The organism is Halomonas sp. B23F22_10 (assembly GCF_043496975.1).
GTDB classification, from domain to species: Bacteria; Pseudomonadota; Gammaproteobacteria; order Pseudomonadales; family Halomonadaceae; genus Halomonas; species Halomonas smyrnensis.
This window is the reverse complement of record NZ_JBIEKF010000002.1, coordinates 125,537-143,356: the sequence shown is the minus strand read 5'-3', so window position 1 is coordinate 143,356 and position 17,820 is coordinate 125,537. Positions and strand designations below refer to the sequence as shown.

The 17,820-nt window shown below is 66.9% G+C and carries 19 protein-coding genes and 4 tRNA genes; 5 read left to right on the top strand and 18 right to left on the bottom strand.

Annotated elements, in window-relative coordinates; all coding sequences use genetic code 11:
- Positions 1–14: 14 nt before the first annotated feature.
- From ACGTNF_RS04745 to ACGTNF_RS04720, 6 genes are all read right to left on the bottom strand, one after another.
- A complete protein-coding gene (locus ACGTNF_RS04745) occupies positions 15–1,130 on the bottom strand; it encodes a pyridoxal phosphate-dependent aminotransferase (RefSeq protein WP_394600650.1) in 1,116 nt (371 codons plus the stop codon).
- A gap of 178 nt (positions 1,131–1,308) precedes the next feature.
- Complete coding sequence (locus tag ACGTNF_RS04740) at positions 1,309–1,803, bottom strand: phosphate-starvation-inducible PsiE family protein (RefSeq protein ID WP_394600649.1); 495 nt, start codon at positions 1,801–1,803, stop codon at positions 1,309–1,311.
- Positions 1,804–2,106: 303 nt separating this feature from the next.
- Positions 2,107–2,838 (bottom strand): RNA methyltransferase, encoded by a 732-nt coding sequence (locus ACGTNF_RS04735; RefSeq protein ID WP_394600648.1) that lies wholly within the window; start codon positions 2,836–2,838, stop codon positions 2,107–2,109.
- A 235-nt stretch (positions 2,839–3,073) separates the two neighbouring features.
- Entirely contained in the window at positions 3,074–4,723 is a 1,650-nt protein-coding gene (gene groL, locus ACGTNF_RS04730; protein WP_394600647.1) for a chaperonin GroEL, read from the bottom strand.
- A 58-nt stretch (positions 4,724–4,781) separates the two neighbouring features.
- Positions 4,782–5,075, bottom strand: coding sequence for a co-chaperone GroES (locus ACGTNF_RS04725; protein WP_016855308.1), 294 nt, complete (start codon positions 5,073–5,075; stop codon positions 4,782–4,784).
- Positions 5,076–5,279: 204 nt separating this feature from the next.
- Positions 5,280–5,798, bottom strand: coding sequence for an FxsA family protein (locus ACGTNF_RS04720; RefSeq protein ID WP_394600646.1), 519 nt, complete (start codon positions 5,796–5,798; stop codon positions 5,280–5,282).
- Between the two features lie 176 nt (positions 5,799–5,974).
- Here ACGTNF_RS04720 and ACGTNF_RS04715 point away from each other — a divergent pair, with 176 nt between their 5' ends.
- On the top strand, positions 5,975–6,736 hold the full coding sequence (locus ACGTNF_RS04715; protein WP_152479176.1) for an SDR family NAD(P)-dependent oxidoreductase: 762 nt from the start codon (positions 5,975–5,977) through the stop codon (positions 6,734–6,736).
- 41 nt (positions 6,737–6,777) lie between these two features.
- Here ACGTNF_RS04715 and ACGTNF_RS04710 read toward each other — a convergent pair whose 3' ends face one another.
- Positions 6,778–7,056 (bottom strand): ComEA family DNA-binding protein, encoded by a 279-nt coding sequence (locus ACGTNF_RS04710; RefSeq protein ID WP_152479175.1) that lies wholly within the window; start codon positions 7,054–7,056, stop codon positions 6,778–6,780.
- Between the two features lie 208 nt (positions 7,057–7,264).
- On the opposite strand from ACGTNF_RS04710, the gene pyrF reads away from it, so the two are divergent.
- Positions 7,265–7,966 carry an orotidine-5'-phosphate decarboxylase gene (gene pyrF / locus ACGTNF_RS04705; protein ID WP_394600645.1) on the top strand — a complete coding sequence of 234 codons (702 nt, stop codon included), beginning with the start codon at positions 7,265–7,267 and terminating at the stop codon, positions 7,964–7,966.
- Positions 7,967–7,971: 5 nt separating this feature from the next.
- Here pyrF and lapB read toward each other — a convergent pair whose 3' ends face one another.
- From lapB to ACGTNF_RS04690, 3 genes are read right to left on the bottom strand one after another with little or no spacing between them, the layout of a single operon-like run.
- Positions 7,972–9,156: a lipopolysaccharide assembly protein LapB gene (gene lapB / locus ACGTNF_RS04700; RefSeq protein WP_394600644.1), complete on the bottom strand. Its 1,185-nt coding sequence runs from the start codon at positions 9,154–9,156 to the stop codon at positions 7,972–7,974.
- Positions 9,157–9,158: 2 nt separating this feature from the next.
- Positions 9,159–9,464, bottom strand: a complete 306-nt coding sequence (locus ACGTNF_RS04695) for a lipopolysaccharide assembly protein LapA domain-containing protein (RefSeq protein WP_394600643.1) — start codon at positions 9,462–9,464, stop codon at positions 9,159–9,161.
- 54 nt (positions 9,465–9,518) lie between these two features.
- Entirely contained in the window at positions 9,519–9,839 is a 321-nt protein-coding gene (locus ACGTNF_RS04690; protein ID WP_272943086.1) for an integration host factor subunit beta, read from the bottom strand.
- Between the two features lie 225 nt (positions 9,840–10,064).
- Here ACGTNF_RS04690 and ACGTNF_RS04685 point away from each other — a divergent pair, with 225 nt between their 5' ends.
- Together ACGTNF_RS04685 and ACGTNF_RS04680 are read left to right on the top strand one after the other, a co-directional pair.
- Entirely contained in the window at positions 10,065–10,358 is a 294-nt protein-coding gene (locus ACGTNF_RS04685) for an FAD assembly factor SdhE (protein ID WP_016855300.1), read from the top strand.
- Position 10,359: 1 nt separating this feature from the next.
- Complete coding sequence (locus tag ACGTNF_RS04680) at positions 10,360–10,716, top strand: hypothetical protein (RefSeq protein ID WP_394600642.1); 357 nt, start codon at positions 10,360–10,362, stop codon at positions 10,714–10,716.
- A gap of 108 nt (positions 10,717–10,824) precedes the next feature.
- Here ACGTNF_RS04680 and nadB read toward each other — a convergent pair whose 3' ends face one another.
- From nadB to uvrY, 8 genes are all read right to left on the bottom strand, one after another.
- A complete protein-coding gene (nadB, locus tag ACGTNF_RS04675; protein WP_394600641.1) occupies positions 10,825–12,411 on the bottom strand; it encodes an L-aspartate oxidase in 1,587 nt (528 codons plus the stop codon).
- 26 nt (positions 12,412–12,437) lie between these two features.
- Positions 12,438–13,565, bottom strand: a complete 1,128-nt coding sequence (locus ACGTNF_RS04670) for an FUSC family protein (protein ID WP_394600640.1) — start codon at positions 13,563–13,565, stop codon at positions 12,438–12,440.
- A gap of 48 nt (positions 13,566–13,613) precedes the next feature.
- Positions 13,614–13,700: transfer RNA gene (locus ACGTNF_RS04665), tRNA-Leu, on the bottom strand.
- 29 nt (positions 13,701–13,729) lie between these two features.
- A tRNA-Cys gene (locus tag ACGTNF_RS04660) sits at positions 13,730–13,803 on the bottom strand.
- Between the two features lie 106 nt (positions 13,804–13,909).
- Positions 13,910–13,984, bottom strand: a tRNA-Gly gene (locus ACGTNF_RS04655).
- Positions 13,985–14,046: 62 nt separating this feature from the next.
- A complete protein-coding gene (gene pgsA, locus ACGTNF_RS04650) occupies positions 14,047–14,595 on the bottom strand; it encodes a CDP-diacylglycerol--glycerol-3-phosphate 3-phosphatidyltransferase (RefSeq protein WP_016855296.1) in 549 nt (182 codons plus the stop codon).
- Between the two features lie 136 nt (positions 14,596–14,731).
- Entirely contained in the window at positions 14,732–16,546 is a 1,815-nt protein-coding gene (gene uvrC / locus ACGTNF_RS04645; protein ID WP_152479169.1) for an excinuclease ABC subunit UvrC, read from the bottom strand.
- Positions 16,547–16,610: 64 nt separating this feature from the next.
- Entirely contained in the window at positions 16,611–17,258 is a 648-nt protein-coding gene (gene uvrY, locus ACGTNF_RS04640; RefSeq protein ID WP_152479168.1) for a UvrY/SirA/GacA family response regulator transcription factor, read from the bottom strand.
- A gap of 203 nt (positions 17,259–17,461) precedes the next feature.
- On the opposite strand from uvrY, the gene ACGTNF_RS04635 reads away from it, so the two are divergent.
- A tRNA-Ala gene (locus ACGTNF_RS04635) sits at positions 17,462–17,537 on the top strand.
- Positions 17,538–17,820 lie beyond the last annotated feature (283 nt).

The window sequence follows — 17,820 nt, the reverse complement described above, 5'->3', positions numbered from 1 at the left end:
GCGCCGCCTGCCTACTAGCCTTCGTTTCCTTCCGCGAGTGCCGCTTCCAGCGTCGCCAGCCGGCCCGGCGCCAAAGCATCCTCCACCGCGGTGATCCGCAGCAGATGGCCGAGCGCCGGATGAGCGGCGCGGGCGGTCAGCTTGCCTTCGTCCAGCAGGGCGGCGTGAACGCGTGCGGCCAGCTCGACGCTGGGCAGGCGAAGGGCGATGAAGTTGGTGGCGCTCGGCAGCACGTCGACACCCAGGGCGCGGAAATGCGCCGTCAGCCGCTCGCGCCGCGCGATCACGTCGCGCAGATGGCGGTCGATCTCGGCAGGATGATCCAGCACCACCTCGGCGGCCGCCAGGCTGAGCGAGGAGACGGCGTAGTGAATGCGCACCTTCTGCATCATGGCTCGCGTCTCTGGCTCGACGATCGCGTAGCCGACGCGCAGTCCGGCCAGCCCCATGGCCTTCGACAACGTGCGGCAGCGGATCACGCCGGGCAGGGCGCGGGTGAAATCCGGCGCGTCGGCGTCGTCGCGGAAGTCGTGATAGGCCTCGTCCAGCAGCAGCCAGCAGTCTTCGGGCAATGCCTGGCGGAAGCGGGCAACGTCGTCGGCCGCGTGTCGATGGCCGGTGGGATTGTCCGGATTGGCCAGATACACCAGCCGGGCGTCTTCCCGATGCGCGGCGGCGGCCAGGGCGTCGAGGTCCGGCGCCAGTCGCGCTTCGTCCTCTCGATAGTCGACCTCCACTAGGCGGCAGCCCTGGCCGCGGGCGAAGTAGCCGAAGGTCGGGTAGGTGCCGGCGGAGGCGATGACGGTGGTGCCGGTCGGGGCCACCGTGCGCAGGGTGAGGGCCAGCAGGCTGTCGCAGCCGGCATCCACCAGCAGGCTGTCGACGTCGAAACCGTGGCGGCGCGCCAGGCGCTCACGCAGGGCCAGGGCCTCGGCGTCGCCGTAGCAGGTGACGTGCTCGGCCATGGTCTCGCCGAAGTGCTCACGCAGCGCGGCATGGGGCATGTCGAGCCCCTCGTTGGAGCCTAGCCGATGAGGAATGGCGTGGCCCAGGCGCCGCTGCAGCGCCGCGAGGCCGGGAAAGGGGTTGTCGGGGCCGGGCGTATAGAGGTGATCGGCGAAGCGGGGCATGGGACCTCTCTCGATGCGCGGTGGAGTCGTAGCCCGACTCGAAGGCGGCCGGGCTCGCTGATATCGAATGAGGTTACCGGCCTGCCCGGTGGTTCTGCCAGTGTTGCCGGTGTCTGGATGCCTGACGAGAGGAGGTGCTCGGGTTGAGGGTGCGAGTGGAAAAGAGGATCGCTGCGGCTTACTGCTTGCGGGCGACCAGCCAGTGAGTGACGCCGAGGGCCAGCACCACGGCGGCGATGGCGAACACGTACTCGGCCGAGACGGCCTCGATGTCCAGCACGATCACTTTTCGGGCGATGGCCATCAGTGCGGTGGCGATCACCAGCTGTATCGGCAGCACATCGGTACCGAGATACAGGCGAATGTTGATGAAGATCTCGATGGCGATCAGCACCACCATGAAGGCGCCGAAGAGGCGGAAGAGGTCGCCGACTTCCAGCAGCAGGAAGGGCGGAGAGGTGAGCTGCTGATAGAGCACGTAAACGACGTCCAGGACGCCCCACAGGATCACGAACACCATCAGCACGGCCAGTACCTTGACGCCCATGCGAATGACGCGGTGCAGGACGCCGATCAGCGGATCCTCGTGCTCTTTCGGAAGCTCGTCGTGAATCAGGTGCTGCCGCTTTCGCGGGGTAGCGTCGGGCGAGGGGGTTTCAGGCTCGCTGCGCATGGCGACTCTCCTGGGCCGTAGACTCCTCCACTCTGCCACCTTGTGCCGGAACGGCAAAGAAAAACGCCACGACGCGAGCGTCGTGGCGATATTCCCATCCTCCCTGGGCATCGTCCCGATGCCGAACGGCGTCCCTGAGGAGCGTCCTGCCCCTGGCGTCCCTGGCGAAGCGAGTGGCAGTATCCGTTGCCGGTTCCCGTCTTGGGCAGTTGTAGTCTCGGCCAGGCGCATGACGGTGGGGTGAATCGACGATGACGATTCGATGTCGATCGGCGCTTTGGCGTCCGTCTCCTGCTTCAGGCCTCAGTCTTTCGCGTCAGGCTCAAGCGAACTCAGCAGCCCGCGCAACAGCGAGAGCTCCTTGCGCGAGGGCTGGGCACGAGCGAACAGCGCCTGCAGCTGCTCCTCGGTGCGGGCATGGGGCTGGGTGATAAAACCGCTGGCCTGCATCAGGCGAGACAAATGGTCGTGGAAGTGGCCTAACTGCTCCCGGGTCGGCTGGCGATCCTTGGCCGGCCGAGCGGCCTGGAAGCCGCTATCCGGGCGCTGTCGCCAGGCGCGGAAGGTCTCGTAGGCCAGCACCTGGACGGCCTGGGAAAGATTGAGCACGCCGTAGTCCGGGTTGGCGGGAATGCTGACCTGGTGACTGCAGCAGCGGATCTCGTCGTTGGTCAGCCCGAAGCGCTCGCGGCCGAATACCAGGGCGACGGGATCACCCGCGGCATGCGTCACCAGCGACTCGGCCATCTCGGCGGGCTCGTCGAAGTGGGGCAGGGGCATGCTGCGCAGTCGGGCGCTGGCGCCGATCACCTGGACGCAGTCGCTCACCGCCTCTTGCAGCGAGCCGACCACTCGGGCTGCGTCGACGAGGTCCTCGGCGCCGGCGGCCAGTCGACTGGCCTCGGGGTGAGGGAAGTCGCGCGGGTTGACCAGCACCAGGTCGGTGAGCCCCATGGTCTTCATGGCCCGCGCCGAGGCGCCGATATTGCCGGGGTGATAGGTCTGGACGAGGACGATACGGATATTGGAAAGCATGGACAGAGGGCGCAGCCAGGTGGTGAGAGACGTAAGTCGTGTATCTTACCGCGCCAAGCCGCCAAGCCGCCAAGCCGCCAAGCCGCCAAGCCGCCAAGCCGCCAAGCCGCCAAGCCGCCAAGCCTGTCTTGCGCGGTTCGGCCATTGGCTGGAGGGGGCTCTCGCCACAACGAAAAGACCCCCGCCGGTCTCCGGCGGGGGTCTTTCTCAGGCGGGGCCTGGGGCAGGGGGCCGATTACATCATGCCGCCCATGCCTCCCATGCCGCCCATGCCGCCCATGTCGCCGCCACCGGCAGCTTCCTGCTCGTCCGGGTCGTCGGCGATCATGCACTCGGTGGTGATCATCAGGCCGGCAACGGAACCTGCGGACTGCAGGGCGCTACGGGTGACCTTGGCCGGGTCCAGCACGCCCATGTCGAACAGGTCGCCGAATTCGCCGGTCTGGGCGTTGTAGCCGAAGTTGCCCTCACCGTCCTTGACGCGGTTCAGGATGACGGAAGCCTCCTGGCCGGCGTTGGTGACGATCTGGCGCAGCGGCGCTTCCATGGCGCGCACGGCGATGGCGATGCCGTGGGTCTGGTCTTCGTTCTCGCCCTTGAGGCCGGCGACCTTGGTCAGCACGCGGATCAGGGCGGTACCACCGCCAGGCACCACGCCTTCCTCGACGGCGGCGCGAGTGGAGTGCAGGGCGTCTTCGACGCGAGCCTTCTTCTCCTTCATCTCCACCTCGGTGGCGGCACCGACGCGGATCACGGCGACACCGCCGGCCAGCTTGGCGACGCGCTCCTGGAGCTTCTCGCGGTCGTAGTCGGAAGAGGTCTCTTCGATCTGGGCGCGGATCTGGTTGACGCGTGCCTCGATGTCAGCGTCCTGGCCGGCACCATCGATGATGGTGGTGTTTTCCTTGGACATGGTCACGCGCTTGGCGGTGCCCAGGTGGTCCAGGGTGGCCTGCTCGAGATCCAGACCGACTTCCTCGGAGATCACGGTGCCGCCGGTCAGGATGGCGATGTCCTGCAGCATGGCCTTGCGACGGTCGCCGAAGCCCGGGGCCTTGGCGGCCGCGACCTTGACGATGCCGCGCATGGTGTTGACCACCAGGGTGGCCAGGGCCTCGCCTTCGATGTCCTCGGCGATGATCACCAGCGGCTTGCCGGCCTTGGCGACGGCCTCGAGGGTCGGCAGCAGTTCGCGGATGTTGGAGATCTTCTTGTCCACCAGCAGGATGAACGGATCTTCCAGTTCCACGGCCATGGTGTCGTGGTTGGTCACGAAGTACGGCGACAGGTAGCCGCGATCGAACTGCATGCCTTCCACGACGTCCAGCTCGTCTTCGAAGCCACGGCCTTCGTCGACGGTGATGACGCCTTCTTTACCGACCTTTTCCATCGCTTCGGCGATGATGCGGCCGATGTTGGTGTCGCCGTTGGCGGAGATGGTGCCGACTTGGGCGATGGCGTTGGAGTCGGTGCACGGCACGGCCAGCTCGCCGACTTCCTTGACCGCGGCCTGGATGGCCTGGTCGATGCCGCGCTTCAGGTCCATCGGGTTCATGCCCGCGATGACGCCCTTCAGGCCTTCGTTGACGATGGACTGGGCCAGCACGGTGGCGGTAGTGGTGCCGTCACCGGCCACGTCGGAGGTCTTGGAAGCGACTTCCTTGACCATCTGCGCGCCCATGTTCTCGAACTTGTCCTTGAGCTCGATCTCCTTGGCCACGGAGACGCCGTCCTTGGTCACGGTCGGCGCGCCGAAGGACTTTTCCAGCACCACGTTGCGGCCTTTCGGGCCGAGGGTGGCCTTGACGGCGTTGGCCAGGGTATCGACACCCTTGGCCATGCGAGTGCGGGCATCGCTGGAGAACTTGACTTGTTTCGCTGCCATTTTCGTAGGTTTCCTGTGAGTTCGTGAACGTCGGTTTCGAGCGGGTGGCGGTCTAGGCTTAGCCTTCGACGACGGCCAGGATGTCGGACTCGCTCATGATCAGCACTTCTTCGCCGTCGATCTTCTGCTTCTCGACGCCGAAGCCATCTTTGAAGATCACGGTGTCGCCGACCTTGACGTCCAGCGGACGAACGTCGCCGCTGTCCAGGATCCGGCCGTTACCGGCGGCGAGCACTTCGCCACGAGTCGGCTTTTCCTGGGCGCTGCCCGGGAGCACGATGCCGCCAGCGGTTTTCTGTTCTTCTTCGACGCGACGGATGACGACGCGATCGTGCAAGGGACGGATGTTCATTGCTCACGTTCTCCTGATGGTTTGCTGTGCCAGGGCGTCGCTGCCCCGGCGTTTTCATCATCAACCCGCAGGTCTTGCTGCGGGGTGAAGGCGTCTGCCTTCCGTGGGGATGATTCCGGCGGGCCGGAATCGAAACTCGTTGCTGTCGGATAGGTGGGGCTGGCCAGTGGGCTTTCAAGCCCCCGCCCGAAAATTTTTTGCCGTTCAGCCGCGCCGCTCATCGTGGGCGATGAAGTCGCCTTCCAGCGGGTCGCCGTCCTCGTCATGCGAGGAGGTACGCGGCCCCGGCTCGTGTGACTCGCCGGCCTGCTGCCAGTCGGCGTCGCGCCCCTGGCGCGCCTGATAGGCGCCGGCCTGCATGTGCACGCCCTGGAAGCGCATGCCGGCCCGGCCCAGCAGTCGGCCGAGCAGGCGGCGAGCGTCCGGAATCAGGCACATGAAGCCCAGGGCGTCGGACAGGAAGCCCGGGGCCATCAGCAGGGCACCACCGAAGATCAGGGCGGCACCGGTCAGCAGCTCGCCGGAGGGCAGCTCGCCACGGTTCATGCGCTCCTGGGCGCGGGCGAAGGTGGCGACGCCTTCCCGGCGGATCAGGTGCAGACCGAGGAATCCGGTGCCCAGCACCAGGGCCAGGGTGGTCAGCAGCCCGATATGGCTGCCGACCGTGAACAGCAGGACGAAGTCGAGCAGGGCGAAGACGGTAAAGAAAGCGAGAAGGGGCATGATGACTCCGCGTTGACGAATGCCCGATAGATGGGGGCGTCGTGCCGGGAAATCAAGCCTCGACCAAAAGCCGAGTGTTGCATCGCAACATTCGGGATAAGCTGAGTACGACAGGCACTTGCCCTGGCGGTGTGATGGCCGGGATGAGACGCGACACCATCGGCTGGAGACTCGACATGACACTGCAGGATCGCATCATTGCCATTACCGGCGGCGCCCGTGGTCTGGGCCTGGCGATGGCCGAACGTCTGGGCCGTGAGGGCGCGACCGTGGCGCTGCTGGATCGTGACGGCGACAGCCTGGATGCCGCCGTGGGTCGGCTGGCAGAGGCCGGCGTCGGTGCGCGCGGGTTCGTTGTGGACGTGGCCGATGAGGGCTCGGTGGCCGCCGTCTTCACCGCCGTTGAGGAGGCCCTCGGCCCCATCGATGGCCTGGTCAACAACGCCGGCATCGTGCGCGACGGCCTGCTGGTCAAGGCGAGGGAAGGCGAGGTGTCGGAGCGCCTGTCGCTGGCGGACTGGCAGCAGGTGATCGACGTCAACCTGACCGGCGTCTTCCTCTGCGGGCGCGAGGCGGCCACCCGGATGATCGAGGCCGGCCGCCAGGGCGTGATCGTCAATATCTCCAGCGTGGTGCGCGGCGGCAACGTCGGCCAGAGCAACTATGCGGCGGCCAAGGCCGGCGTGGCGTCGCTGACCGTGACCTGGGCCCGGGAGCTGGCCCGGCACGGCATTCGGGTGGGGGCGGTGGCACCCGGCTTCATCGAGACCGAGATGACCGCGACGCTGCGGGAAGACATCCTCGAGCGCATCACGGACGGTATCCCGCTACGTCACATGGGGCAGCCCGGCGATATCGCCGAGAGCGTGGCCTTTATCTTCACCAACGACTACTTCACCGGGCGGGTGGTAGAGTGCGACGGCGGGCTCAGGGTCTAGGCCATTCCGACGCCGCCCGAGCGCCGCCGTCCGACGGTTTCTCAGAACGTGACCTGCTCGGAGAGCCTTTCGACGGTCATCTCGCCGATGCCGCTGACCCGGGCGAGATCGTCGGCGGACTCATAGGGTCCGTTGGCCTCGCGATCCTCGACGATGGCCTCGGCCTTCGTCTCGCCGATTCCCGGCAGCTCGGTCAGTAGCGTGGCATCGGCGGTGTTGACGTTGATCGGCGCCATCTCCTGGGCGGTGACCGGTGATGCCAGGCCGAGCATCAGCGTCAGCCCCAGGATGGCGATGCCTGTCGTGTAACGTGTCCTCATGGCTGAATGTCCTCTGCGGTTGGCTTTTGATCAGGGGCCATGGTGGTCCCTGCCTCCAAGCTAGTGCCGGTGAGGGCCCTCGGATGTGAGCGAATGACGGCCGCCGCCATGGGTCATGTACGACATTCGCTGCGAGCGATCTCGCCATGCGTCCGGGCACATGGCTGATATACTGCGCGGGTTCATTCAGCTGCCAGGAGCCCTGCTCGTGCCCACCGCATCCCCTCTGATCATCGCCCTCGACTACGCTTCGCTGGATGCCGCCCTGTGCATGGCCGACCGGCTCGATCCGTCTCGCTGCCGGGTCAAGGTGGGCAAGGAGCTGTTCACTCGCAGCGGCCCCGCCGTGCTCGAGGCCCTGCACGGCCGCGGCTTCGAGGTATTTCTGGACCTCAAGTTCCACGACATTCCCAACACCGTGGCCGGTGCCGTTCAGGCCGCCGCCGAGCAGGGCGTGTGGATGGTCAACGTGCACGCCGGTGGCGGCGGGCGGATGATGGAGGCGGCCAAGCAGCGGCTGGTTCAGCACGACCTGTCCACCCGCCTGATCGCGGTCACGGTGCTGACCAGCATGGGGGGCGAGGATCTGGCGGAAGTGGGCGTCACCGCCACGCCCGCCGAACAGGTCGAGCGTCTGGCGGCGCTGGCCCGAGACAGCGGCATGGACGGGGTGGTGTGCTCGGCTCAGGAGGCCGCGCGGCTGCGCACCCAGTGCGGCGATGACTTCCTCAAGGTGACGCCGGGGATTCGTCCGGCCACGGCCGAGGCCGGTGACCAGCGGCGGGTGATGACGCCGTCGGAGGCCATGGTGGCCGGCAGCACGCATCTGGTGATCGGACGCCCGGTGACCCAGGCCGACGACCCCATGGCGGCGCTGGCCGCCATCGAGGCGGAGCTGGCGGGGGGCTGAGCGCGCTATTCGCCCTCGATCCCGGTGATCGGTTTGGTGGTGCCCCAGCTGCGACAGCGGGGGCACTGCCATAGCAGCGGCTCGCCGCTGAAGCCACAGCGCTGGCAGCGATGACGGGGGCGGGCCTTGAGCAGGGTGTGCGTGTGGCGCTGCAGCAGCTCGATGCGTGGATTCCCGGTGCTGCCTTCCTGCTGGTGATAGAGCCGAATCAGGTAGTCCACGGCGCCGAGGCTCGGCGAGCGCTCGAGTTCGCGGGTCAATAGTGCCTGGGCGGCTTCGGTGTCTCCCTGATGGCGGCGCAGGGCCTCGGCCAGCATGATGATGACGCTGGTGTAGGGCGCGATCTCCAGCAGCGACTCGAGATGACGAATCAGCCCCTCTTCGTCGTCGAGCAGGCGGTAGGCGCGGCCGAGGGGCTCGAGCAGGGTGGGAATGAAGTTCTTGTCCTGATCGGGGATGCGCTGCAGCAGGCGAATGGCCTGGCGATACTGGCCCGTCTCCAGGGCCATGTCGGCCAGCATCAGGTTGGCGCGCACGCACCGGCGGTCGGTGGCGAGAGCCTGCTTGAGGTGGCGTCTTGCCAGCACCGGACTCGCCGACTGGCGCTCCTGGTCGGCGATCTCGCACAGCCAGTGCGCCGCGGCGCGGCGCACGTCGTCACTCTCCTTCACCAGTGCCGGCTGGGCCACGTCCAGGGCCTGCTGATATTCGCCCTCCCGCTCCAGCAGGTCGACCAGCAGCTTGCGCGCGGCGTGGCGATGTTCGCTGTTCTGGCTGTCCTTGATCAGCGAGAAGAGCAGCCGCTCGGCGCGATCCAGCAGGCCGAGCTGCAGGAAGTCACGCGACAGCTCCAGCTGCACCCGATCACCCTGCTCGCCGCTGAGCGTGGGGCGTGCCAGCAGGTTCTGGTGGACCTTCACCGCGCGGTCGGCTTCGCCGCGAGTGCGAAACAGGTTGCCCAGGGCAATGTGGGTCTCGATGGTATCGCTGTTGACCTCGAGGGCGCCGATGAAGGTCTCGATGGCGCGGTCCTGCTGGTCGTTGAGCAGATAGTTGAGGCCCACGAAGTAATCGCGGGCCAGCGTCGGGGGCTGAGAGGCGGGGGCGGTGGTCCGGCGTTCGCGGCGGCCGAGCCACCAGCCGATGGCGACCGCTGCCAACAACAGGGCCAGCAGCAGAACATCGGTCATGCTCAGGGCAGTTCCTTCATCTCCTGGACGCGCAGCTGGTCCAGCTCCTTGCGCTGCTGCTGATTATGGCGCTGGGCGCGGGTCAGCAGGGTGCGCAGGCGGAGGTAGACGCCGCCCATGGCGAGCATGCCCAGCAGCACACCGATCACCAGACTGGAGAGCAGCCAGACGGAAAGCGACGCCGACGGCAGTTCGATCCAGATCAGGTTGAGGGGCAGGGCCTGCTGATTGTTGACGGCGAACAGAATGCCGACCAGCAGTACCACCAGCAGGATGACGGCCAGGATCAGGCCTTTGAGCCAACGCATGTGTGAGTTCCCGTGTCGTGTGGAAAGAGAGGGAAGGGCGGTCGGATACGCCCGTCAGTAACCGAGGGCGCGGCTGGCGTCCACCTGCTCGCGCAGCTCCTTGCCGGGTTTGAAATGCGGGACGAACTTGCCGTCGAGATCGACGGGGTCGCCGGTCTTGGGATTGCGACCGACGCGCGGCTCGCGATAGTGCAGCGAGAAGCTGCCGAAGCCGCGGATCTCGACGCGCCCGCCCTCCGCCAGGGTGTCGGTGATGTCATCCAGGATCAGCCGTACGGCGGCCTCGACATCCTTGACGGACAGCTCGGGCTGTCGCATGGCAATCTGCTCGATCAATTCGGACTTGGTCATCGGCTCTCTCCGTGCTGTCCTGATCCGGCCGTGGGGCGCAGGGCGATCGTTACTCAAAGCATACTGTGCAACTTTCGATAAAACAACGCACTAGCCTGCACACGCAAGTCTCGTGCCGCTGTCGGGCCCGTGCCCGACGCTGGTCGGCCCTTGGTCGTACCGCAAGCGCATCGGCCGGCGCGCGGGCTGCCGGGGGGCGGATGGCTCGGGTATACTGTCGCCACATTCATCGGATCAACGAGGCCGATCTTGAACGACGATTCGTCCGCGGCAGCCGCCCTTCGCAAGCGCCTCTACTGGCATTCCCGTCGTGGCATGTGGGAGCTCGACCTGCTGCTGATTCCCTTCCTGGAGCAGCGCTATGATGATCTTGGCGAGCAGGATCAGGCCGCCTATCGCACCCTGATCGACGAGGAGGATCAGGATCTCTTCGCCTGGCTGATGCGCCGCGAGTGGCCCGAGGAGCCCGAGCGCCGCCGCATCGTCAAGATGATCGTCGAGCATGCCGAGAGCACCGATAACGATCACTATCGCAACCTCTAGGTTGTCGCTGCTTGCCCAGGGCCTGCCGGCCCTGGGTGTGGTGGGGTGGCTGGGTCTGTACGCCCCGTGGTGGGCGGCCCTGGCGGCGGCGGTCCTGATGGGGGTCGTACTGGTCGATGCCGCGCGGCGCCGACCGAGCGGTACCCTGCGTCTGCAGGCTCGTGACCAGACCGCGCCGCTGCTGGCCTGGCGCCACGACGGTGCTGAGCATTGGCAGCAAGTGCCGCTGCGGTGCGACTATCTGGGGCCCTGGCTGATCGGCCTGCGCCTGCCCGGTAGGCGCCTGTGGCTGTGGCCCGACAGCGGTGATGTCGAATCGCTGCGTCGGCTGCGCAAGGCGCTTCACTCTCTTTCCTGATGCTTTCCCGGCGTTCTCCTGAGGCAGGTTTCCCCGATGCCGTGCCCCCGTGCCATGGGTCGCGACGCCCCGCGTTGCCTTGGCCGCCGCTTCGTGCCGTCTTCCCGTTCAGTCGTTGAGCGAAACCAGATCACTGAGATGGACACGAGACGGCTGCGGCGCGGGGTCGCCGTGCAGCGGGCAGTCCGGATTGAAGTGCAGCCCGCGGGATTCGCGCCGCGACCGGGCGCTGGCCACGGTGAGCCGTGCCAGGCGCAGGGCGTGCCACAGCCGGGCGAGGGCGACGCTGGGCGTTGCGTCGGCGATGCGTGGCGCCAGACGCTCGGCGAGCTCGGCGAGGCGCCGCTCGGCCGTGGCGAGTCCGGCATCGTGGCGCACGATGGCGACGTTCTCGCTCATGATGCCGCGCACCTCGGCGAGCAGCGTCCGGCATTCCGTCTCCGGCACCGTGGAGGTGCCGGGGTGCCACGGCGTCAGTGGGGCCGAATCGGCGGGGGCGGCATGGCGCAGGCGGCGGGCACAGCTGCGGGCGAAGGCGAGGCACTCCAGCAGCGAGTTGCTGGCCATCCGATTGGCGCCGTGCAGCCCGGTGCCGGCGACTTCCCCCACGGCATAGAGGCGCGGCACCGTGGTAGCGCCCTCGAGATCGGTGCTGACGCCGCCGCAGCTGTAGTGGGCGGCCGGGACCACCGGAATCGGCTCGTGGGCGATATCGATGCCGCGGGAGGCGCAGTGGGCGTGGATGGTGGGGAAGTGGTGGCGAATGGCGTCTTCCCCCAGGTGGCGCACGTCGAGCCAGACATGCTCGCGGCCGCTGCGTTGCATCTCGGCGTCGATGGCGCGGGCGACCACGTCGCGGGGAGCGAGCTCGGCACGGGGGTCGACCTCGGGCATGAAGCGATGGCCTTCGGCATCGAGCAGATGGCCGCCTTCGCCGCGCACGGCCTCGCTGATCAGGAAGGGCGGTCCATCCGGGTCGAACAGGCAGGTGGGGTGGAACTGCTGGAATTCCAGGTTCATCAGCTCGGCACCGAGCTCGGCCGCCATCAGCATGCCCTCGCCGCAGGCCGGATCGGGGCTGGTGGTGTGGCGGAACAGGCCGCTGGCACCGCCGGTGGCCAGCACGGTGTCCGCCGCCGGCAGCTCCACCAGCCTGCCTTGCTCGTCGAGGCAGCGGGCGCCACGGCACTGGCCAGCCGTATCACCGATCAGGCCGATGGCGGTCAGGTCGGTGCGCAGCCGGATGTGCGGATGGTGTTCGACGTGCTGTCGCAGGGTTTCCACCACGGCGCGCCCGGTGGCGTCATCGGCATGGATGATGCGGCGCGCGCCGTGGCCGCCTTCCCGGGTCAGGTGATACGGATAGCGGGCCTCGGGGTCGGGGTCCGGGGTGAAGGGCACGCCCAGCGACAGTAGCCAGGCGATGGCGTCCGGCCCCTGTTCCACGGTAAAGCGGACGGCGGCCTCGTCGCACAGGCCATCGCCGGCCACCAGGGTGTCGGCAACGTGGGCCTCCAGATCGTCGTCCGGCGACAGCACGGCGGCGATGCCGCCCTGGGCCCAGCGACTGGCGCCCATGGCATTGCGGGACGGCTGCAGCAGCGTCACGGGACGTTGTTCGGCGATCTCCAGGGCCAGTACCAGGCCGGCGATGCCGCCGCCGATGATCAGGGTCTCGTGGGTGCTGTCGGGCATCGGAGGGTTCCTTTCATGGCGGGGCGTTACCGCGAGGCATCACCGCTGTCGTGGGGCTCGAGCAGGCCGTGGCGCGAGGCGCCCTTGCGCAGACGGCGGCTGGGCAGGCGTTCCAGGCTGCCCAGCCGCTCGACCAGCTCACCGGTCAGGCGAGCCAGCTCGCGGTTCAGCCACAGGTAGCCGCTGGGGCTGAACAGGCGGCGGCCGTCCTCGGCGCGGGCGTCGCCGGCGAGGCCGGCGTGACGCTGCAGGTCGAAGGGCGCGAGGTCGACGTCGATGGGGTGGCCGGTGCGTACCTGGAAGGCCAGGGTGCCGATGCCGCGGGCCAGGGTGTGCTGCTGATCGCGCAGCCCTTCCATGGCATCGATGAGCTCGTGGCCGGCGCGGGTGTTCCAGTGGGTTTCCAGCAGCAGTTCGATGGTCGAGAACATGCGGCGCTGCAGGGAGATGAGCTCGTCCAGCTCGATTCGGGTCAGGCGGTTCTCGCGGTGGATGGCATCGACCAGGCCGCGCTGCTTGACCAGCAGCTTGCTGCAGCCCTTGAGCAACTCGTGGGTGTCGAGATCGGGCGGCGCGCTGGCCGAGGTATGGGCGTGATAAAGCCGGGCCATGTGGTCGAGGTGATCGGCCAGGGCGAAGCGCAGCAGGTCGGTGGCCTTGTGGGGCAGGACCAGTACGGTGACGCCGATGCCGATCAGGGTGCCCAGCAGCACATTGAAGCTGCGCCACAGGGCGGCATCCAGCTCCGGCGTGCTGCCGCCGACCACCAGCAGCAGGCTGATGGCGAACATCAGGCCGCCGTAGCCGAAGCGCTTGCTGAACGTGTACCAGGTCACCGCGGCGATGCCGGCGAGGGCGCCGAGATGCAGCAGGGCCGGCCAGGGCGTGAGGGTGACGATCAGCAGCAGCCCCCAGAGGGCGCCGATCAGCGAGCCCAGCAGGCGCTGGCGCCCCTTGTCGAGCACGCCGCCGATGTGGGGCAGGTTGCCCATCACCATCACGGTGCTGACCAGCGCCCAGCCGCGGTGCGGAAGATCGAAGGGTTCGGTGACCGCATAGGCGACGATCAGTGCCAGCGCGACGCGCAGCACGTGCAGGATGCGGCGATGCTGATTCGTGAAGTAGGGATCGCGGAGCGGGCGTACCAGCTTCATGGGGGAGGGTACCGTCGACAGGTCGGCCCATGGCGGGTCAGGGAATCATGGTGCCCGGAGCCGGGCTCGAACCGGCACGGTGTTGCCACCGAGGGATTTTAAGTCCCTTGCGTCTACCAATTTCGCCATCCGGGCGGGGTTCGAGCGCACAGCTATAGGAATGATGGAGGCTGGAGTCGGAATCGAACCGGCGTACACGGAGTTGCAGTCCGCTGCATAACCACTCTGCCATCCAGCCTCAAGGATCGTGCCACCCGTGGGGGATGGAGCGAAGACGATGGCCCGTCTTGCGCATTGATCCGGTCGAGTCAGTTCTCTTCGTCGACGTTGCTCTTCGAAGAGAGTGGAGCGGGAAACGAGATTCGAACTCGCGACCCTCGCCTTGGCAAGGCGATGCTCTACCACTGAGCTATTCCCGCCTGACTCGAGGACGTATTATACGGATAAGTCGGTGACTGTCAAACGCTTTTCTGGAGATTCATTACATCGAGTCGCTGAGGTGCGGCCAGGCGGCACGCAGGTACTGGATCATCGACCACAGGGTCAGCAGTGCCGCGGCATAGAGGGTGACGACGCCGATCGTGGCGATCGGTGTGCCCGGGGCGAAGCCCAGCAGCAGCAGCAGGGCGATCATCTGCAGGGTGGTCTTCACCTTGCCGATCGAGGAGACGGCCACCGTGCCACGCTTGCCCATCTCGGCCATCCATTCGCGCAGGGCCGAGATCACGATCTCGCGGCCGATGATGACCAGCGCCGGCAGCGTCAGCCAGCTGGCATCGTAGCGCTCGATCAACAGTGCCAGGGCCACGGCCACCATCAACTTGTCGGCGACCGGGTCGAGGAAGGCGCCGAAGGGCGTCGACTGATCCCAGCGCCGGGCCAGGTAGCCGTCCAGCCAATCGGTGATCGAGGCCAGGCCGAACAGCGCGCCGGTGGCCAGCATGCTCCACGAGAAGGGCAGATAGAACAGCACGACCAGCAGCGGGATGAAGACGATTCTGGCCAGGGTCAGGAGATTGGGAATGTTCATCGAAGCTGCGGTCCTTGCCTGAGGTGGGAACACGAAATATCCGGCCATTCTATCCGGCTCGGCGACACTCATCCATGTAGAGCGCGATGGATCGTGTCGTACGCCGGGGTGGAGCGTTGGCGATGCCCGGCGGCATTCATCCGTGCAGGGCGCGATGGATGGTGTCGGCCAGGGTGGCGCTGATGCCCGGTACTCGTGCGAGCTCGTCACGGCTGGCCTGGCGCACCCCCTGCAGGCCGCCGAAGAAGCGCAGCAGTTCGCGTCGGCGGCGCGGACCGACGCCGGGGATGTCCTCGAGTGTCGAGGTGCGCCGTGCCTTGTCGCGCCGGGTGCGGTGGCCGGTGATGGCGAAGCGGTGGGATTCGTCGCGGATGTGCTGCAACAGGTGAAGCGCCGGGGAAGTGGCGTCGAGATCGAGGGTGCGATCGACGGTCTCCAGATAGAGGATCTCGAGACCGGCCTTGCGGGTGCTGCCCTTGGCGACGCCGAGCAGCATCACGCCGGTCACGCCGAGGTCGGCGAAGACCTCGCGGGCCATGTTGAGCTGGCCCTTGCCGCCGTCGACGACCAGGATGTCCGGCCGCGCCCCTTCCCCCTGGGCGAGGCGCTTGAAACGACGGGTCAGGGCCTGGCGCATGGCGGCGTAGTCGTCGCCGGGCTCGATGCCCTCGATGTTGAAGCGGCGATAGTCGGACTTGCGCGGGCCGTCGGCATCGAACACCACGCAGGAGGCCACGGTGGCCTCGCCCTGGCTGTGGCTGATGTCGAAGCATTCCAGGCGTTCCGGGGGCTGCTCGAGGCCGAGCGCCTCGCGCAGCGCCTCGAAGCGTCTGGCGAGCTGCGTCTGATTGGCCAGCTGGCCGGCCAGCTGCTGTTCGGCGTTGGTGCGGGCCAGCTCCTGCCACTGGGCGCGGTGGCTGCGCACCTGGTCGGTGACGCGAACCCGCTTGCCGGCATGCTCGCTCAGCGCCTGGGCCAACAGCTCCGCGTCCGGCAGTGCATGGCTGGTGATCACCTCGCCGGGAATCTCGCGGGCCTGGCCGAGATAGAACTGGCTGACGAACTCGCCGAGCAGCGCCTCGGGGCCGAGGTCCAGGCCGTTGGTCGGCTGGTGGTGGCGGGCACCCAGCAGTCGACCCTGACGAATGGCGAGTACCGAGATGCACAGTGCCCCGGGGCGAGAGGCCAGGGCGAAGACGTCTGCGTCGCCGCTGCCGGTGTCGACGAACTGGCGCTGTTGAAGCTGGCGTAGCTGCTGGATCTGGTCGCGCAGGCGAGCGGCTTCCTCGAACTCGAGGGCCTGGCTGGCGGCTTCCATGTCGCGGGTCAGCTCCTGGGTCACGGCCTCGCTCTTGCCCTCCAGGCACTGGATGGCGTGCTCCAGGTCGCGCCGATAGTCGGCCTCGGAGATGTAATCCACGCAGGGCGCCGTGCAGCGATCGATCTGGTACTGCAGGCAGGGCCGAGTGCGATGGGCGAAGACGCTGTCCTCGCAGTTGCGGATGCGGAAGATCTTCTGCATCAGCGACAGGCTCTCGCGCACCGCGGTGCTGCTGGGATAGGGGCCCAGATAGCGACCGTCGTCGTGGCGGGTGCGTGCCCGCTTGTATTCGAGCGCAGGAAACGGATGGCGGTCGGTGACGAACACGAAGGGGTAGGACTTGTCGTCGCGCAGCAGGATGTTGTACGGCGGGCGCTGTTCCTTGATCAGCGTCTGCTCGAGCAGCAGCGCCTCGGTCTCGCTGTTGGTGACCGTCACCTGGATATCGGCGATGCGCGCGACCAGCGCCTGGGTCTTGGTGTTCAAGGCGCCGCGAAAGTAGCTGGCCAGGCGCGGCTTGAGTCGGCGTGCCTTGCCGACATAGAGCGTTTCGCCGCTCTCGTCGAGCATGCGGTAAACGCCGGGGGCTTCGGTGACGGTGGCGAGAAAGTGGCGCGAATCGAAACTCATCGGGCGGCGGTCTGGCGAGGATGGAGGCTCATCCTATCAGACTCGCCGCCAGGCGGGGCGGCGGCTATTCCACCTCGCTGAAGCCGTCGACCAGGCCGTGGCGCAGCCCCAGGTGAGTCAGTTCGACGTCGGAGTGCACGTTAAGCTTCTCGAAGATGCGATAGCGATAGGTGTTGACGGTCTTGGGGCTCAGAAACATGCGGTCGGCGATGTCGGCCACCTTCTGACAGTTGACGATCATCATCGCGACCTGCAGCTCGCGCTGTGACAGCTGGTCGAAGGGATTGTCGCTGGCGTCGATGCGCGACAGCACCAGGCGCTGGGCGATCTCCGGGCTGATGTAGCGTTGCCCGGCGAAGACGCCGCGCACGGCGGTCACCATCTCATCGTGCTGAGAGCCCTTGCTGATGAAGCCTTGGGCGCCGGCATCGAGCAGGCGCTGGGCGAAGGTGTCCTCGATGAAGGCGGTGAGCACCAGGATACGGATGTCCTGGGTAAAGCGATGGATCTTGCGGGTGGCCTCCAGCCCGCCGATGCCCGGCATGCGGATGTCCATCAGCACGATGTCCGGCTTGAGTTCACGGGCCAGACGAATGGCTTCCTCGCCATCCGCGGCTTCACCCACGATGGAGATGTCCTGCTCGGCGTCCAGCAGGTGGGCAATGCTGGTCCTAACCAAGTGATGGTCGTCGGCAACGAGAACCCTGATCAAGGCAGGTGCTCCTGAAAATGGTGTTGAGTATGTCTGGCGCGTTGGAAGGAGGCCATGGTCAGCCCCTAGCGTGGCACAACATTTTCCTAAGGTGAATTGGTGTCATACCAAGGGGGGATTTTTCCCGCCAAGCTGTTGACGGGCGGGGAGAATGTCCGTATTATTCACCTCGTTCTCGCAAGGTAGCAGCGGCGAGCAACAGTGGGGCCTTAGCTCAGCTGGGAGAGCGCAACACTGGCAGTGTTGAGGTCAGCGGTTCGATCCCGCTAGGCTCCACCAACGAATTCCGAGAAGCCGCCCGATGCAATGCATCGGGCGGCTTTTTTGTTTTTTGTCGTTAGCCGACCGTCTAGGTGTCGTGAGATAACGCTGGGTGAGGGAAACGGCAAGATGTCCAGTTGGGCATTTTTCGGTGACATGTCAGGCGGCGGACATGGCCATTACCTGGAGGCGCTCCAAGCCTTTCCCAGCAAGGCGTCATCGAGGCCGCCACGAATGCCTGGCCCCTTGGCTACGTTGCCTGCAGCGGCCACCCGTTAACCGCCCACCTCGTCTGTGCTGC

Coding starts and splice junctions, on each gene's coding strand:
- groL (WP_394600647.1), bottom strand. CDS start 4,723: ATGGCAGCGAAACAAGTCAAGTTCTCCAGCGATGCCCGCACTCGCATG.
- ACGTNF_RS04745 (WP_394600650.1), bottom strand. CDS start 1,130: ATGCCCCGCTTCGCCGATCACCTCTATACGCCCGGCCCCGACAACCCC.
- uvrC (WP_152479169.1), bottom strand. CDS start 16,546: ATGAGTTTCGATTCGCGCCACTTTCTCGCCACCGTCACCGAAGCCCCC.
- ACGTNF_RS04735 (WP_394600648.1), bottom strand. CDS start 2,838: ATGCTTTCCAATATCCGTATCGTCCTCGTCCAGACCTATCACCCCGGC.
- ACGTNF_RS04710 (WP_152479175.1), bottom strand. CDS start 7,056: ATGAGGACACGTTACACGACAGGCATCGCCATCCTGGGGCTGACGCTG.
- ACGTNF_RS04670 (WP_394600640.1), bottom strand. CDS start 13,565: ATGAAGCTGGTACGCCCGCTCCGCGATCCCTACTTCACGAATCAGCAT.
- ACGTNF_RS04720 (WP_394600646.1), bottom strand. CDS start 5,798: ATGCCCCTTCTCGCTTTCTTTACCGTCTTCGCCCTGCTCGACTTCGTC.
- ACGTNF_RS04715 (WP_152479176.1), top strand. CDS start 5,975: ATGACACTGCAGGATCGCATCATTGCCATTACCGGCGGCGCCCGTGGT.
- ACGTNF_RS04740 (WP_394600649.1), bottom strand. CDS start 1,803: ATGCGCAGCGAGCCTGAAACCCCCTCGCCCGACGCTACCCCGCGAAAG.
- nadB (WP_394600641.1), bottom strand. CDS start 12,411: ATGCCCGACAGCACCCACGAGACCCTGATCATCGGCGGCGGCATCGCC.
- lapB (WP_394600644.1), bottom strand. CDS start 9,156: ATGACCGATGTTCTGCTGCTGGCCCTGTTGTTGGCAGCGGTCGCCATC.
- ACGTNF_RS04725 (WP_016855308.1), bottom strand. CDS start 5,075: ATGAACATCCGTCCCTTGCACGATCGCGTCGTCATCCGTCGCGTCGAA.
- pgsA (WP_016855296.1), bottom strand. CDS start 14,595: ATGAACATTCCCAATCTCCTGACCCTGGCCAGAATCGTCTTCATCCCG.
- ACGTNF_RS04695 (WP_394600643.1), bottom strand. CDS start 9,464: ATGCGTTGGCTCAAAGGCCTGATCCTGGCCGTCATCCTGCTGGTGGTA.